Here is a 15,355-nt window from a genome sequence, read left to right on the forward strand (position 1 = left end):
TCGAGCCGTGACCGAGACCCCGCCCGGCGCCGTACGGCTGCCCATCGTGCCCGGTCTGACCGACTTGCAGGTGTTCGCCCGGGGCGGCTACGCCACCATCTACCGGGCCACCCAGATCTCGGTGGGCCGCGAGGTCGCGGTGAAGATCGAGAACCGCACGCTGGACAGCGAGCGCGACCAGGCCCGCTTCCTGCGCGAGGCCCGCGCCGCCGGGCGGATGTCGTCACACCCGCACGTGGTCGACCTGTTCGACGTCGGGGTCACCGTCGACCAGCACCCCTACCTCATCATGGAGCTGTGCGACGGCTCGTACGCCGAGCGGATGCGCACCTCCCCGCTGGGCCCGGCGGAGACCCGCGACCTCGGCGTGAAGATCGCCGACGCGCTGGCGCACTCGCACGCGGCGGGCGTCCTGCACCGCGACGTCAAGCCGGCGAACATCCTGCACTCCGAGTTCAACTCGGCCGTACTCGCCGACTTCGGCCTGGCGGTGCTCGCCGAGTTCCGTGACTCCTCGGTCATGCTGGAGGCGCTCACCCCGGCGTACGCGCCGCCGGAGACGTTCAACCACAGCCCGCCCACGCCCGCCGTGGACGTCTACTCGCTGTGCGCCACGCTCTACGCGCTGATGTACGGCCGCCCGCCGCGCTGGCACTCCGAACGCAACCCGAGCCTGGTCACCGTGCTGGAGATGTTCCAGCAGCCGATCCCGGGCCTGCCCGGCGTGCCCGGCGAGCTGATCGACGTACTCCGGTTGGGCATGTCGAACGACCCGGGCGCGCGGCCCTCGGCGGTCGAGCTGCGTGGCCTGCTCGCCTCGTTGCCGCTGGACGGCGCCCCGGCGACCGGCGGCCTGTACGACGGCGGCCGGTTCCACAGCGGCGGTGGGCCGAACCCGCGACCGCCCTCGGACGACGACCACCCGACGGTGGCCTCGCGTGGCCGCCGCTGGCCCCGGCGCTGGTTCCTCGGCGGGGCCGGGGTGCTCGCGCTCGCCGCCTCGGCCGGAGGCGGCTGGGTGGCCGCCGGCCACACGCCGGCCGCCGTGCCGACGCCGGCAACAAGCGGTGTGGCCGGGGCGGCGCCGGCACCGGGATGCGCGTCCGCCGACGTGCGGTTGCCCGCCGGGGCGCGCTGCGCGGACGAGCTGGAGTGCTTCGGTCCGGTACGGCTGCGCCGCGACCGCGCCGAGGCGAGCCGGGTGCCGTGCGACGGCCAGCACACCTGGGAGACCTACGCCGCCGGTGACCTGCCGGCGGGGCTCACCGGTGCCCGGCACGAGAAGGTCGCGGCCGACCCGGCCGTCGGCAAGGTGTGCAACGCCGACACGTTCCGGCTGGTCAGCGGCGGCAAGTCGGCGAGCGGGTGGAACCTGGAGGTGCTGCCGCCGGAGGCCGAGGCGGACCGCACCTACCGCTGCCTGGCGGGCCGGGGCGTCAACGCCCTCGCCGGCCCCACGCTCACCGGTCGCTGAGCCCGTTCACGGTCCGGCCCTGCCGCACCGACCTCGGGTCGAGCGTCTCCAGCGTGTCGGCGTCCACGGCTGCCGGCGTCCGCATGCCGCGTACCACCCGTGGGTCCAGCGTCTCCAGCGTGTCCGCGTCGATCGGCTGACCCGCCGGGGTGCGCAGGTTCCGTACCGCGCGCGGGTCGATCGCCTCGAGCGTGTCGGCGTCCACTCCATAGCCGGCGTGGGGGACCGGCCAGCTCTCCGACTGCGGAGCCGGCACGCCGGTGCCGCCGGGCTGGCGGGCGGCGGTGATCGTCACTCCCGCGATCATGGCGAGCAGGACGCAGGCCAGGGCCAGTACGACCGACAGGATGCCGGGCGGACGCCACACGGCGAGGGCCACCACCGCCGCCACCGTCGCCATGGACGCGACGACGGCCTTCACCCGCGCATCGGGCTTCGGGAACGATCTCACCCGACAAGCATGGCCCAGCACGTCGACCTGTCAACCGGCGGGATGAGACGGCTTCCCGTCAGCAACGCTCCACTTCGGAGCGGCGAGTAGCGACGATCGAGAAAAAATCGTTACATCCTTTGGTCGTTTGCCGTATCGATCCCCGTTTGGGGCCCACCAGCGTGCCTCCCGATCCCTAGAGTGACGAGGGTCGAGGTCTCCTCGACGCACTTGTTCCCCGACGGAAGGCAGCCTCATGCCCCGTACATTCCGATCCCTGGCCGCAACCGGGATCGCCGGCGTCCTCCTCGCCGGACCGGCCGTCGCGCCCGCCGCCGCGGCGACCCCGCAACCGCCCGCGTACGACAGGACCAGCGCCGCCGAGGCACGCCGTGTCGACCGCGTGCCGACGCCGAAGCTCGACTGGTACGCCTGCTACGACTACGCCGAGTGCGCCACGGTCCGGCTGCCGCTGGACTACGACAACCCGAAGGGCGCCACCACCGAGGTCGCCCTGCTGCGGGTCAAGGCCCGCGACCAGCAGCACAGGGTCGGCAGCCTCTTCCTCAACCCGGGCGGCCCGGGTGGCTCCGGCACCGGCATCGCGCTCGCCGCGCCCTACTTCCTCGGCGACGACCTGCTCGACCGCTTCGACATCGTCGGCGTCGACCCGCGCGGCGTCGAGGCGAGCGAGAACATCAAGTGCTTCCGCTCGGTGAAGGACCAGACCCGGGCGTACGCCGGGCTGAACGTCGCGTTCCCGTGGACCAAGGCGGAGGAGAAGGCGTACGTCGCCGCGTCCAAGGCGGTCGGCAAGGCGTGCTCCACCACCGGCAAGCCGCTGACCGGCGCGGCCTCCACCGCCGAGGTGGCCCGCGACATGGACGTGCTGCGCCGGGCCGTCGGCGACAAGTTGCTCAGCTACCTCGGCTTCAGCTACGGCACCGCGCTGGGCCAGTACTACGCCAACATGTTCCCGGACCGCTTCCGCGCGCTCGTCGTCGACGGCGTGCTCGACCCGAACGCCTGGGTCGGCCAGGGCAGCGCCCGCAACCAGCTCCAGGAGACGCGGCTGCGCAGCGCCGACGGCGCCTACCGGGCACTGCGGGAGATCCTCGTCCGGTGCGGCAAGGCCGGCGCCGAGAAGTGCGAGGTGGCCGCCCACGGCAACCCGCTGGCCGTGTACGACACGGTGGCCAAGCGGCTGCGCAAGAAGCCGGTGGTGATCGACGACCCGGACTTCGGCTCGTTCACCGTCAGCTACGCCGACTTCGTCGGGGCCACGCTCGGTTCGCTCTACGACCCGTACGGCTGGCAGTCGGTGGTCGAGATCACCGTCGAGCTTCTGGCGCTGACCGACCCGGCCGCCGGCAAGGCCGCCACCGCGTCGGCCCGCAAGGCGCTCGCCGCCCGCGCCGCGCAGGCCCGGGAGCAGCGGGGGTACGACTTCCCGTACGACAACGGGCTGGAGACGTTCCTGACCGTCGACTGCACCGACGCGTACCACCCGAAGAACGCCGACGCCTGGCCGGCGCTGTCGGCGAAGGAGGACAAGCGTGCGCCGTACTTCGGTCGGGCGTGGGCCTGGGGCACCTCGCCCTGTGCCCGCAACACCTGGACGGTGCGGGACGAGGACGCCTGGACCGGGCCGTTCAACCGGGTGACCGCCGCTCCGGTGCTGGTGGTCGGCAACTACTGGGACCCGGCGACCAACTACCAGGGCGCGGTCAGCTCGGCGAAGCTGCTGCCGAACAGCCGTCTGCTGAGCAGCGACAGCTGGGGGCACACCGCGTACGGCACCTCGGCGTGCGCGACCGGCCGGATCGACGCCTACCTGCTCACCGGCAAGCTGCCGGCCAAGGGCACGCTCTGCGTCGGTGACGCGCAGCCGTTCCAGGAGGAGGCGTCGGCCGAGCGGGCGGACGCGTCGAAGAGCGAGCTGGCCCGGGCCGGCGAGCCGAGGCGGGGCGAGCCGAAGCGGCTGCCGCCGGTGGCGACGCCGCGTCCGGCGGTCGGCTCGCTGACCGTCCGCTGATGGACCCCCGGGGTACGGCGGGTGATCGGGCACCCGCCGTACCCCGGGCCCACCCGGCGCTCGCCGAGGCGAGGAACGTCATGGGTGTCAAAGCGGGCCGGAGGCACCCATGACGTTCCACTCACCGGACGGGTGGGTCAGTAGGACTTGTCCTGGCCGAGGACGTGCTGGGCGACGAAGTTGAGGATCATCTCCCGGCTCACCGGCGCGATCCGTCCGGCGCGTACCGCGCCGAGCAGCGTCGACACGCCGTACTCGGTGGTCATGCCGGCTCCACCGAGCGCCTGCACGGCGGTGTCGACGGCGAGTGCGGCGGCCTCGCCCGCCGCGTACTTGGCCATGTTGCCCGAGATGCCGGCTTCCAGGTCGCGGCCCGCGTCGTAGAGCGTGGCCGCCTTGTAGATCATCAGCCGGGCCAGCTCGACCTGGACGGCCGCGTGTGCCAGCGGGTGCGACACGCCTTGGTGGGAGCCGATCGAGTTCCCGCCCCACACCTTGCGGGTGGACGTGTAGTCGCTGGCCTTGTCGATCGCGTACCGGCCGGTGCCGGCACCCATCGCGGCCACCGTGATGCGCTCCGGGTTGAGCCCGGCGAACAGCGCCGGGAGGCCGGCGTCCAGCGACTCGCCGACGAGCGCGTCGGCGGGGAGCCGGACGTCGTCGAGGAAGAGCATGAACTGGTTCTCCGGCGACAGGATCTCCATGTCCAGCTTGGACTTCTCGAAACCGGGCGCGTCGGTCGGCACGATGAACAGGGCCGGCTTGAGCTTGCCGGTGGACGCGTCCTCGGTGCGGGCGACCACGAGCACGTGCCCCGCCTCGTCCACCCCGGAGATGTAGATCTTCCGGCCGCTGAGCAGCCAGTCGTCGCCGTCACGGCGGGCCACTGTGGCGAGACGGTGGAAGTTCGAACCGGCGTCCGGCTCGGTGATCGCGAAGACGATCTTCTGGGAGCCGTCGGCGAGACCGGGGAGGTGCTTCTTGCGCTGCTCCTCCGTGCCGTGCCTGTGGATGATCGTGGCGGCGATGGCGGGGGAGACCACGAGCAGCAGCAGCGGGCAGCCCGCCGCCGCCAGTTCCTCGCAGACGAGCGTCAGGTCGGTGATGCCGCCGCCACCGCCGCCGTACTCGGTGGGGATGTTGACGCCCAGGTAGCCCAGCCGGCCGGCCTCGTGCCACAGCTCGGTGGTGTGCTCACCGGCCTTCGCTTTCGACACGAAGTAGGAGTGGCCGTACTTGCGGCCCAGCTCCCGCACCGCGTCGCGGAGCTGGTCCTGCTCGGGGGTCAGGTCGAAGTTCACTGCGGGTCCTCCTCGGGGTCCACCACGGCAAGTACGGCACCCGTCTCGACCTGGCCGCCGGCCGGTACCGGCAGCTCCGTCACCACGCCGTCGGCGGGGGCGAGCACGGGATGTTCGAGCTTCATCGCTTCCAGCGTCAGCAGCAGGTCACCGGCGGCGACCCGCTGACCGACCTCGACGTGCACCCGGGTCACCGCGCCGGGCAGCGGCGCGAGCAGCGACCCGGCCGCGAGTTCCGCGGTGGGCAGGGGCAGGCGGGGCAGCTCGGTGAGGCTCGCCGCCCCGTCCGGGCCGTCCACGAAGACCGACGACCCCGCCCGGTGTACGCGGAAGGCCAGCCGCACCCCGTCGACGTCGAGCACCACCCGGTCCGGGGCGGCCGCCACCAGCTCGACCACCGGCAGCTCGGTGTTAACAGGGGACCCTTCCTCTACCGGATCCGTTAAGAGGGGGCCCTTCCTTCCCCACTCGGCGAGGGCGCCGGTGCGGTCGAGGCGGTAGTGCACCTCGATCTCCTCGTCACCCGGGCCGGTGAAGCGGGTGACCTGCGGGAAGGACGGCACGTTGCGCCAGCCCGAGGGCAGACCGGCCAGCACCGGCGCGACCGCCCGGCGCGCGGCGGCCCCGGCGAGCGCCGCCGCGAGTGCCGCAACCGGAAGCTGCTCGGCGGGGAGCAGCGGCTCGAACACCTCCGGGTGCCGGTCCAGGAAGCCGGTGTCCAGGTCCACGGCGGCGAACTCCGGGCTGCGCAGCACGCGGACCAGCAGGTCCCGGTTGGTGGCCACGCCGTGCAGCTCGGCGCGGGCGAGTGCGCCGGCCAGCGCCCGGGCCGCCTCGGTGCGGGTGGGCGCCCAGGCGACGAGCTTCGCCAGCATCGAGTCGTAGTGCACGCTCACCGTCGAGCCGTCCACCACACCCGAGTCCAGGCGCAGCCCCCGGGCCGGGCCGAACTCGGCGGCCACCCCGGGGATCGCGAACCGGTGCAGCGTGCCGGTGGCCGGACGGAAACCCTGGGCCGGGTCCTCGGCGCACAGCCGTACCTCGATGGCGTGGCCGTCGGCCGGCGGTGTGGCGGTGACCGGCAGCGGCTCGCCCTCGGCGACGAGCAGTTGCAGCCGGACCAGGTCCAGCCCGGTGGTCAGCTCGGTGACCGGGTGCTCCACCTGGAGGCGGGTGTTCATCTCCAGGAAGTACACCTGACCGTCCGGCGCCAGCAGGAACTCCACCGTGCCGGCACCGACGTAGTCGACGGCCCGCCCGGCCGCCACCGCCGCCTCGTGCAGCGCCGCCCGCACGTCGTCGGGCAGCACGCCCGGCGCCTCCTCGACGATCTTCTGGTGGCGGCGCTGGATGGAGCAGTCGCGTACCCCGAGGGCCACGACGGTGCCGTGGGCGTCGCCGAAGATCTGCACCTCGACGTGCCGGCCGCGTTCCACGTACCGCTCGATGAAGACCGTGCCGTCACCGAACGCCGCCGCCGCCTCGCGGCGCGCGCCCGCGACGGCCTCGGCCAGCCCGGCCGCGTCGCGGACGATCCGCATGCCCCGGCCGCCGCCGCCGGCGGAGGCCTTGACCAGCACCGGGAAGGCGGTCACCTCGGCCGGGTCGGTCCAGGTGGGCAGCATCGGCACGCCCGCGTCGGCGAGCAGCGCCTTGGCGGCCATCTTGTCGCCCATCGCGGCGATCGCCTTCGCCGACGGGCCGACCCACGTCAGGCCCGCGTCGGTCACCGCCGCCGCGAACTCGGCGTTCTCGGCCAGGAAGCCGTAGCCGGGGTGGACGGCGTCAGCGCCGGAGCGCCGGGCCGCGTCCAGGATGGCGTCGATGCGCAGGTACGTCTCGGCCGGTGTGTTGCCTGGTAGCCGGACGGCCTGGTCGGCGTCGGCCACGAACGGCGCGTCGGCGTCCGCGTCGGAGTGCACGGCGACGGTGGCCACGCCGAGGGCGCGGCAGGTGGCGAAGACCCGGCGGGCGATCTCCCCCCGGTTCGCAACCAAGAGCTTCGTGATCAATTTGGGTACGCCCCCTACATCCGGAAGACGCCGAAACCGTCGGCGCCCTTCACCGGTCCGTTGTGGATCGCCGACAGGCACAACCCGAGGACGGTACGGGTGTCCCGGGGGTCGATCACGCCGTCGTCGTAGAGCCGCCCGGACAGGAACAGCGCCCCGGACTGCGACTCGATCTGCTGCTCGACCATCATCCGCATGGCGGCGTCGGTGTCCTCGTCGTACTCGCGTCCCCGGGCGGCGGCCGCCTGCCGGGCCACGATGGACAGCACACCGGCGAGCTGCGCCGGGCCCATCACCGCCGACTTCGCGTTCGGCCAGGTGAAGAGGAACCGCGGCTCGTACGCCCGGCCGCACATGCCGTAGTTGCCGGCGCCGTAGGAGGCGCCCAGGTTGACGGTCAGGTGCGGCACCTTCGAGTTCGACACCGCGTTGATCATCATGGCGCCGTGCTTGATGATGCCGCGCTGCTCGTACTCGGTGCCGACCATGTAGCCGGTGGTGTTCTGGAGGAAGATCAGCGGCGTGTCCGCCGCGTTGGCGAGCTGGATGAACTGGGCCGCCTTCTGCGCCTCCTGGCTGAACAGCACGCCCCGGGCGTTCGCCAGCACACCGACCGGGTAGCCGTGCAGCTCACCCCAGCCGGTGACGAGCGCGGTGCCGTAGCCGGGCTTGAACTCGTCGAACGCGCTGTCGTCGAGCACCCGGGCCAGCACGTCGCGCGGGTCGAACGGCACCTTCAGGTCGGCGCTGGCGATGCCGAGCAACTCCTCCGGGTCGTACCGGGGCGGCAACGGATCCGGGTTGCGCGGCGCCGGGCCCTGCTTACGCCAGTTGAGCCGGCGGACGCACTGCCGGGCCAGCCGGATGCCGTCGCGCTCGTCCTCGGCGAGAAAGTCGGCCAGGCCGGACGTGGTGGCGTGCATCGCCGCGCCGCCGAGCGACTCGTCGTCGGTGACCTCGCCGGTGGCCATCTTCACCAGCGGCGGTCCGGCCAGGTAGACCTGCGAGCGGTCGCGGATCATGATGGTGAAGTCCGACATGCCCGGCACGTACGCGCCGCCGGCGGTGGCGTTGCCGAAGACCACGCTCACTGTCGGGATCCGCTGCGCCGACAGCCGGGTCAGGTCACGGAACACCCGGCCGCCGGGAATGAAGATCTCCGCCTGGGTGGGCAGGTCCGCGCCGGCCGACTCGACCAGGTTCACCATCGGCAGCCGGTTGGCCGCCGCGATCTCACCCGCCCGCCGGGTCTTCGCCAGCGACCACGGGTTGATCGCGCCGCCGCGTACCGTCGGGTCGTTCGCCACGATGAGGCACTCGACGCCCTCGACCACGCCGATGCCGGTCACGGTGCTGGCGCCGACCGGGAAGTCGGTGCCGAACGCGGCCACCGACGACAGCTCCAGGAACGGGCTGTCCGGGTCGAGCAGCAGCTCGATGCGCTCCCGGGGCAGCAGCTTGCCGCGACCGTGATGGCGGGTCACGTACTTCTCGCCGCCACCGCCCCGGGCCTGGTCGAGTGCCTCCTCCAGCTCGGCGAGGCGTTCCAGCAGCGCCTCCCGGTTGGCGGTGAAGGCGGGCGCGGACGGGTCGATCGTGCTCTGCAGAACTGTCGTGCTCACAGGCCCATGCCCTTCGCGATGATCTCGTTCATGATCTCGGTGGCGCCACCGCCGATGCCGAGCAGCCGGGCGTCGCGGTAGTGCCGCTCCACCTCGGCGTCACGCATGTAGCCGAAACCGCCGTGCAGTTGCAGCGCCGCGTCGACGACGAAGTCGCACGCGGACACCGCCACGTTCTTCGCGACCGCCACCTCGGTCACCACCGGCTGCCCGGCGGCGACCCGCTCGGCGACCTCGTGCACGTACGCCCGCGCCGCCTCGGTACGGGAGTGCATCTCGGCCAGCCTGTGCCGGACGACCTGCCGCCCGACGAGCGGCCGGCCGAACGTCTGGCGGTCCCGGCACCACCGCACCGTCAGGTCCACGCAGCGCTGCGCGGTCGCGTACGCCTGGGTGGCGAGCGAGATCCGCTCGTTGGCGAACTGCTGCATGATGGCGAGGAAACCGGTGTCCTCCGGGCCGACCCGGTTCGTCACCGGGACCCGGACGTCGACGAAGGACAGCTCAGCGGTGTCGGAGCAGTGCCAGCCCAGCTTCTCCAGCCGCCGGCCCACCGTGAAGCCGGGCGTGCCCTTGTCGATCACCAGCAGGCTGACCGAGCCCGAGCCGGGGAAGTCGGTGCAGACAGCAGTGGTGACGAAGTCGGCGCGGACCCCGCTGGTGATGTACGTCTTGGACCCGTTGACGACGTAGTGGTCGCCGTCGCGGACCGCGCAGGTGCGGATACCCGCCACGTCGGAGCCGCCGTCCGGTTCGGTGATCGCCAGCGCACCGATCATCGTCCCGGCGAGCGCCGGCCGGACGTACCTGTCGATCAGCCCTTCGTCCTGGGTCTCGACCATGTGCGGCAGCGCGATCCCGTGCGTGAACAACGCGGCGACCAGCCCGGACGACCCACCCGAGCGGATGATCTCCTCGGTGACCACCATCGAGTCGAGCAGGTCGCCGCCGCTGCCGCCGACGGACTCAGGGAAGCCGATGCCGAGCAGGCCGATCTTCGCGGCGGTCTCGTGCAGCGACCGGGGCAGCTCGCCGGCCCGCTCCCAGTCGGACAGGTGCGGCAGCACCTCCCGGGTGACGAACGAGCGGGTCAGCTCGCGCAGCTGCCGGCGTTCCGGCGTGTCAACGATGGTCATGCGGGTGCCTCCGTCGGTAGGTCGACCACCCGGGAGCGCAGCAGCTCCCCGAGGGCCTTGGCCTGGGGGTCGAACCGGGTGGAGGCGGCCACGCCCTGCCCGAGCAGGCCGCGGATCACGAAGTTGACAGCGCGCAGGTTCGCCAGCTCGTACCGCTCGACGGTGAGCGCGGCGGTCTCCGGCAGCAGCTCGGCCAGCCGTTCCACACTCAGCCAGTCGCGCAGCCAGGGCCAGGTCGCATCGGTACGCGCCCAGACGCCCAGGTTGGCGTCGCCGCCCTTGTCGCCCGACCGCGCGCCGACCAGCTCACCCAGCGCCCCCCGCCGGGTGCCGTGCAAGGAAGGGCCCCCTGTTAACGCCTCGTGTTGTATAAGGGCCCCCTGCAAACCGCTCGTCACCGTAGGCGGCGCGATCGGCACCCGCTCGCCGGAGGGCAGCACCGCCACGTGCTCGACCGCGTCCTGCGCGATCGTGTCGGCGGTGAACACGCCGTACGGCGTCGCGTCGCCGGGCAGCGTGGTGAGCGTGCAGCCCGGGTAGGAGGCCAGCGCCAGCTCCACCGCCGCCGCCGAGAACGCCCGCCCGGCCCGCGACTTGTCGCCGTCACGCACGTGTACGTGCAGCAGCGCGCTCGCCGCCTCGGTGTCGCCGGTGTCCGGGTGGTCGGTGCGGGCCAGCGTGAACTCCAGCCCCTCCGTGCCGACCGACTCCTCGATCTGGCCCCGGACCAGCGCCGCCTTGGCCGGGATGTCCAGCCCGCACAGCACGAACGTCATCGAGTTGCGGAAGCCGCCCAGGTTGTTGACGCCCACCTTGAGCGTGTCCGGCGGCGGCGTGCCGCGTACCCCGGACACGCGTACCCGGTCCGGGCCCTCCTGCTCCAGCCGTACCGTGTCCAGCCGGGTCACCACGTCCGGCCCGAGGTAGTCCGGCCCGCCCACCTCGTACAACAGCTGGGCGGTGACCGTCTCGACGGTGACCGCGCCGCCGGTGCCGGCGTGCTTGGTGAGCACCGACGAGCCGTCCGGGTGCAGCTCGGCGATCGGGAAGCCGGGCCGGTGCCCGCCGTCCGGCAACTCGGTGAAGAAGCTGAAGTTGCCGCCGGTGACCTGCGCCCCGCACTCGATCAGGTGCCCGGCCACCGTGGCGCCGGCCAGCGCGTCCAGGTCGTCGCGGGTCCAGCCGAAGCGGGCGATCGCCGGGCCGACAGCCAGCGAGGCGTCGGTGACCCGCCCGGTGACCACCACGTCCGCGCCCGCGTCGAGGCAGGCCGCGATCCCGAACGCGCCCAGGTAGGCGTTGGCGGTCAGCGCGTCCGGCCGCTGGATCGCGTCGCCCTCGACGTACCCGACCCGGACCTGGAGGCCGAGCCGGTCGCCGAGCGACTTGATCGCGTCGGCCAGCCCCGCCGGGTTGAGGCCGCCCGCGTTCGTGACGAGCGTGACGCCGCGTTCCAGCGCGGTGCCGAGCACGCCCTCCAGCTGGCGCAGGAACGTCTTCGCGTAGCCCAGCGACGGGTCACGCATCCGGTCGCGGCCGAGGATGAGCATGGTCAGCTCGGCCAGGTAGTCACCGGTCAGCACGTCCAGCTCGCCGCCGTCGATCATCTCCCGCCAGGCGGCGAAGCGGTCGCCGTAGAAGCCCGACGCGTTCCCGATCCGCAGCACGCTCATGGCGGGCCGGTCGGGCATGCTCTCACGGCCCTCGCTTCGCTCGGTGCGTTCGCTCATGCCGGGCCCCCGTCCGCCGGCTCGCGCTTGTCGCCGGGCGGGCCGGCGAACGCCTGGGCCACGTCCAGCCACTCGTCGGCCACCGGCCCGGTGGCAGTCAGGGCCAGGTCGGCGCGGTGCCGGCGCTGGGTGACGAGCAGGCAGAAGTCGAGCGCCGGGCCGGTCACCCGGTCGGCCGCGTCGGCCGGACCGAACTCCCACACGTCGCCGCCCGTGGGCGCGGTCAGCTCGACCCGCACCGGCGCCGTGGGCACCTCGCGGCCGTGGGCTGCGAAGCCGTGCCCGAGGGTACGGAAGCCGAGGTGCGCGATGTGGCGCAGGCGCCCGGTCGGGGTACGGGTGACACCCAGCGCGTCGGCGACGTCCTCGCCGTGCGCCCACGTCTCCATCAGCCGGGCGGTCGCCATCGAGGTGGGCGACATGCTGGTGCCGTACCAGGGGATCTTCTGCCCGGCCGGGACGGCGGCGAGCGCCCCGGCGAGCGCCGACCGGCCGGCACGCCAGCGGGCCAGCAGCGCGGGCGCCGGTGCGAGGAAGGACTCGGCGCCGTCCTCGACCAGACGCGACGGGTCCGGCGCGGCCATAACCGAGGCGAAGAACGCCGACTCGTCGGTGGCCGCCAGGTAGGCGACGTGGTCGGTCCAGGCCAGGTGCGCGATCTGGTGCGCGACGGTCCAGCCCGGGGCCGGTGTCGGCCGCTCCCATCCCTCCGGCGGCAGGTCCGCGACGAGCGCGTCGAGTTGTTCGGACTCGGCGGCCAGGTCCGCGAGCAGGGCTGTCAGGTCGACCATTGTGCCTCCGGGCGGGGGTGGGGCGTCAGGTGATCAGTGCCGCCGGCTCTCGGGGGTGAGCAGCGCGGCGAGCTGGCGTTTCCAGGTGCTCAGCAGGGCGGAACGGCGGGGCGAGTCGTCGCTGAGCAGGTTGGCCACGCCGAGGCCGCGAAGCAGGTCGAGGGTGGCCTGCACCGACTCGCGCACCCCCGGCTGGCGCTCGTCCACGCCGAGCAGCTCGACGGTGAGCCGGTACATCTCGCGGCCGATCCGCGCCTCCAGCGGCACCAGCGCGGCGCGCAGCTCGGCGTCGGTGCGGGCGGCCACCCACAGCTCCAGCGCTGCCGCGAACAGCGGGCCGGTGAACGAGGCGGCGAGCAGGTCCACCACTCCGTCGAGGCGCTGCGGCCCGGACGGCAGGACCGCCGCCTCGGCGCGCAGCTCGGCCGCCCGGCGCTCGGTCAGGTGCGTGACGGCGGCGGTCACCAGCGCGGCCTTGGTGGGGTAGTGGTGCAACTGGGCGCCCCGGGAGACGCCGGCGTGGGCCGCCACCACAGTCGTCGTGGTGCCGGACCAGCCGTGCTCCACCAGGCACTCGACGGTCGCCTCCAGCAACCGGGCCTGGGTGGCCCGGCTGCGCTCCTGCTGTGGAACTCGGCTCGACACGCAGACAGCCTGCCCCGCCCAAAACAAACAGTCAAGCCTGACTTTTTTGGCCGTCCCCGACGTCGAACCCGGACCGCTATCCGACACCTCCGCGCGGCCGTCATCCGCGATATCGTGCTGGATCACGGGGAGGCACAACATGAATGAATTTGTGCTCGTCGGAGGGGCGGGTTTCCTGGGCACGGCTACCGCCGAGGTGCTGCTGGCCGCCGGCGCGCGAGTCACCACCGTGGACCGTCACCCACCCGCCGAGGCGAACACCGCCGCCGGCCTCGACTGGATCAGGGCGGACCTGCTCACCGCCGAACCACCCGAGCTGCCGCCCGGCATCGTCGTGGTGCTGCTCGGCGCGAGCCACCCCCGGCCCCGCCACCCCTGGACTCTGCCGCTGGACAACGCGGTCAGCACCGCCCGGCTCCTGCCCCGCCTGGCCGGACGCCAGGTGGTGCTCACCTCCTCCGTCGAGGTCTACGGCGCCGCATCCGGCCCGCTCACCGAGGACACCACGCCCGACCTGCCGTGGTCCGCCGGGGAACTCGACAGCTGGTGCGCCCGCGTGCGCGACCTCGCCCGGGAACCCTGCCCGCCGTGGCGGGCCGCCCCACTGGCCCGGGCGATGGCCGACGCCGACCCCACCCGGCGGTGGACGTACGCGATGGCGAAGCTCGCGCAGGAACGACTCGTCGCGGACGCGATCCCGCCCGACCGGCTGACCGTGCTCCGGCTCGCGAACGTCTTCGGCCCGGGCCAGCACCGGGTGGCCACCCGGCTGGTCCGCCGGGCCCGCCAGGGACTGCCGCTGCCGGTCACCGCGGACACCGTACGCAGCTTCCTGCCCGCCGACACCCTCGCCCGGCTTCTCCTGCGCGGGATCGACCCCGGCGTATGGAACGTGGGCGGGGAACCGGTGCCGCTGACCGACCTCGCCACCTGGATCCGGGACCTGTGCGGCTCGTCGGCGCCGCTGCTGACCATGCCGCGCCCGGCGCCGGACAGCTCCGGCCTGGTGGTCACCGACAAGCTGACCGCCGCCGGCCACCGGGTCGAGCCGCTCCACCCGGCCCTGGCGACGCTGGTGGCCGAGGTCGACGACGACCGGGCACCCCTGTTCCGGCCGCCGCTGCCGGTCGTCGTACCACCCCCGCCGGCACACCCCGAGACGGTCGTCGCCCGCCAGCAGGAGGCGCTCGTCAGCGGGGAGGTCAAGCACGGCAACCGGTGGACGCGCGAGCTGACCGAACGCCTCGGCAAGGAGCTGCAACTCGACGACGACCATCGGGTGCTGGTCACCGCCTCGGGGACCGCCGCCCTGCGGATCATGGTGGCCGCCACCGTCGGCCCGGCCCGCCCCGGCGACGTGGCGGTGCTGCCGTCCTACACCTTCCCCGCGACCGCGGAGATCCTGGTCCAACTCGGCTACAGACTGCGCTTCGTCGACGTGGACGCCGCGACCTGGACGATCGACCCGGTAGCCGTCGCCGCCGCGATCGAGCGGGGCGGCGTACGACTGGTGCTCTGCGTCGACACCTTCGGCAACCCGTGCGACTACCCGGCCCTGCGGGCGGTCTGCGACCCCGCCGGGGTGGCCCTGCTGGCCGACTCCGCCGCCGCCCTCGGCAGCCTGCACCAGGGGCGGCCGGTGGCACAGCAGGCGTTGTCGCACTCGTACTCGATGAGCTTCGCCAAGGTGGTGTCGGCCGGCGGCGCCGGCGGTGCGCTGGTGCTGCCCACCGACGCCGCCGAGGCGGTCCTCGCCGCACCGGCCGGCTGGACCCGCTCCGAGCTGATGAACGAGCTGCACGCCGTCGTCGCGGTCGACCAGCTCGCGGAGCTGGACACGCTGGTCCGGTGCCGGAGCGAGGTGGCCGAGGTCTACGCCGCCGCGGCGTCCGCCCTGCCGGTGGAGGTCCAGCGGGTGCGCCCCGGGGACCGGCACTGCTGGGTGCACTGGGTTGGTCGCTTCGCCCGGCGCGACCGCGTGGCGACGCGGCTGGCCGCACTCGGCGTGCGGACCAAGCCCTACTTCGCGGCGATCCACAGTGGCCCACTCGGCGGCGGTGAGCGCCTACCGGTGACCGAACGGCTGGACGCCGAGGCGCTGGCCCTGCCGATGTCCTCGGAACTCACAGTGGAACAGGCGGAACGGGTCGTCGCCGCGCTCCGCCGCTGCCTGGACTGA

The 15,355-nt window shown here is 73.3% G+C and carries 11 protein-coding genes; 3 read left to right on the forward strand and 8 right to left on the reverse strand.

The window, feature by feature from the left end; translation table 11 throughout:
- Positions 1-7: 7 nt before the first annotated feature.
- On the forward strand, positions 8-1,474 hold the full coding sequence (locus AB0B20_RS06640; RefSeq protein ID WP_357385398.1) for a serine/threonine-protein kinase: 1,467 nt from the start codon (positions 8-10) through the stop codon (positions 1,472-1,474).
- On the opposite strand, the gene AB0B20_RS06645 is transcribed toward AB0B20_RS06640, so the two are convergent.
- Positions 1,461-1,925, reverse strand: a complete 465-nt coding sequence (locus AB0B20_RS06645) for a hypothetical protein (RefSeq protein WP_357385400.1) — start codon at positions 1,923-1,925, stop codon at positions 1,461-1,463. The two genes, AB0B20_RS06640 and AB0B20_RS06645, sit on opposite strands and share 14 nt — an antisense overlap.
- A gap of 235 nt (positions 1,926-2,160) precedes the next feature.
- Between AB0B20_RS06645 and AB0B20_RS06650 the strand changes: the two genes are divergently transcribed.
- Complete coding sequence (locus AB0B20_RS06650; protein WP_357468746.1) at positions 2,161-3,939, forward strand: alpha/beta hydrolase; 1,779 nt, start codon at positions 2,161-2,163, stop codon at positions 3,937-3,939.
- A gap of 137 nt (positions 3,940-4,076) precedes the next feature.
- Here the strand turns inward: AB0B20_RS06650 and AB0B20_RS06655 are convergent, their stop codons facing one another.
- Genes AB0B20_RS06655 through AB0B20_RS06685 form a run of 7 tightly spaced genes read right to left on the reverse strand, consistent with a single transcriptional unit; the run spans position 4,077 to position 13,176 of the window.
- Positions 4,077-5,240 carry an acyl-CoA dehydrogenase gene (locus tag AB0B20_RS06655; protein WP_357468749.1) on the reverse strand — a complete coding sequence of 388 codons (1,164 nt, stop codon included), beginning with the start codon at positions 5,238-5,240 and terminating at the stop codon, positions 4,077-4,079.
- A complete protein-coding gene (locus AB0B20_RS06660) occupies positions 5,237-7,252 on the reverse strand; it encodes a biotin carboxylase N-terminal domain-containing protein (RefSeq protein WP_357385406.1) in 2,016 nt (671 codons plus the stop codon). The genes AB0B20_RS06655 and AB0B20_RS06660 overlap by 4 nt, the downstream gene beginning before the upstream one ends.
- Before the next feature lie 14 nt (positions 7,253-7,266).
- Positions 7,267-8,874, reverse strand: coding sequence for a carboxyl transferase domain-containing protein (locus AB0B20_RS06665; protein WP_357385408.1), 1,608 nt, complete (start codon positions 8,872-8,874; stop codon positions 7,267-7,269).
- Complete coding sequence (locus AB0B20_RS06670; RefSeq protein WP_357385409.1) at positions 8,871-10,010, reverse strand: acyl-CoA dehydrogenase family protein; 1,140 nt, start codon at positions 10,008-10,010, stop codon at positions 8,871-8,873. The genes AB0B20_RS06665 and AB0B20_RS06670 overlap by 4 nt, the downstream gene beginning before the upstream one ends.
- Positions 10,007-11,683 (reverse strand): acyclic terpene utilization AtuA family protein, encoded by a 1,677-nt coding sequence (locus tag AB0B20_RS06675; protein WP_357469057.1) that lies wholly within the window; start codon positions 11,681-11,683, stop codon positions 10,007-10,009. Before AB0B20_RS06675 ends, AB0B20_RS06670 begins: the two co-directional genes overlap by 4 nt.
- Positions 11,684-11,736: 53 nt before the next feature.
- Complete coding sequence (locus AB0B20_RS06680) at positions 11,737-12,531, reverse strand: TIGR03084 family metal-binding protein (RefSeq protein WP_357468752.1); 795 nt, start codon at positions 12,529-12,531, stop codon at positions 11,737-11,739.
- Between the two features lie 33 nt (positions 12,532-12,564).
- A complete protein-coding gene (locus tag AB0B20_RS06685) occupies positions 12,565-13,176 on the reverse strand; it encodes a TetR/AcrR family transcriptional regulator (protein ID WP_357385413.1) in 612 nt (203 codons plus the stop codon).
- A 139-nt stretch (positions 13,177-13,315) separates the two neighbouring features.
- On the opposite strand from AB0B20_RS06685, the gene AB0B20_RS06690 reads away from it, so the two are divergent.
- Complete coding sequence (locus AB0B20_RS06690; RefSeq protein WP_357468755.1) at positions 13,316-15,355, forward strand: aminotransferase class I/II-fold pyridoxal phosphate-dependent enzyme; 2,040 nt, start codon at positions 13,316-13,318, stop codon at positions 15,353-15,355.

It is taken from the genome of Micromonospora sp. NPDC049151, from assembly GCF_040648395.1.
Taxonomy (GTDB): domain Bacteria; phylum Actinomycetota; class Actinomycetes; order Mycobacteriales; family Micromonosporaceae; genus Micromonospora.

Bases quoted from the DNA above. Each gene is read 5' to 3' on its own strand.
- AB0B20_RS06650 (WP_357468746.1), top strand. From the start codon at position 2,161: ATGCCCCGTACATTCCGATCCCTGGCCGCAACCGGGATCGCCGGCGTC.
- AB0B20_RS06690 (WP_357468755.1), top strand. From the start codon at position 13,316: ATGAATGAATTTGTGCTCGTCGGAGGGGCGGGTTTCCTGGGCACGGCT.
- AB0B20_RS06680 (WP_357468752.1), bottom strand. From the start codon at position 12,531: ATGGTCGACCTGACAGCCCTGCTCGCGGACCTGGCCGCCGAGTCCGAA.
- AB0B20_RS06670 (WP_357385409.1), bottom strand. From the start codon at position 10,010: ATGACCATCGTTGACACGCCGGAACGCCGGCAGCTGCGCGAGCTGACC.
- AB0B20_RS06675 (WP_357469057.1), bottom strand. From the start codon at position 11,683: ATGAGCGTGCTGCGGATCGGGAACGCGTCGGGCTTCTACGGCGACCGC.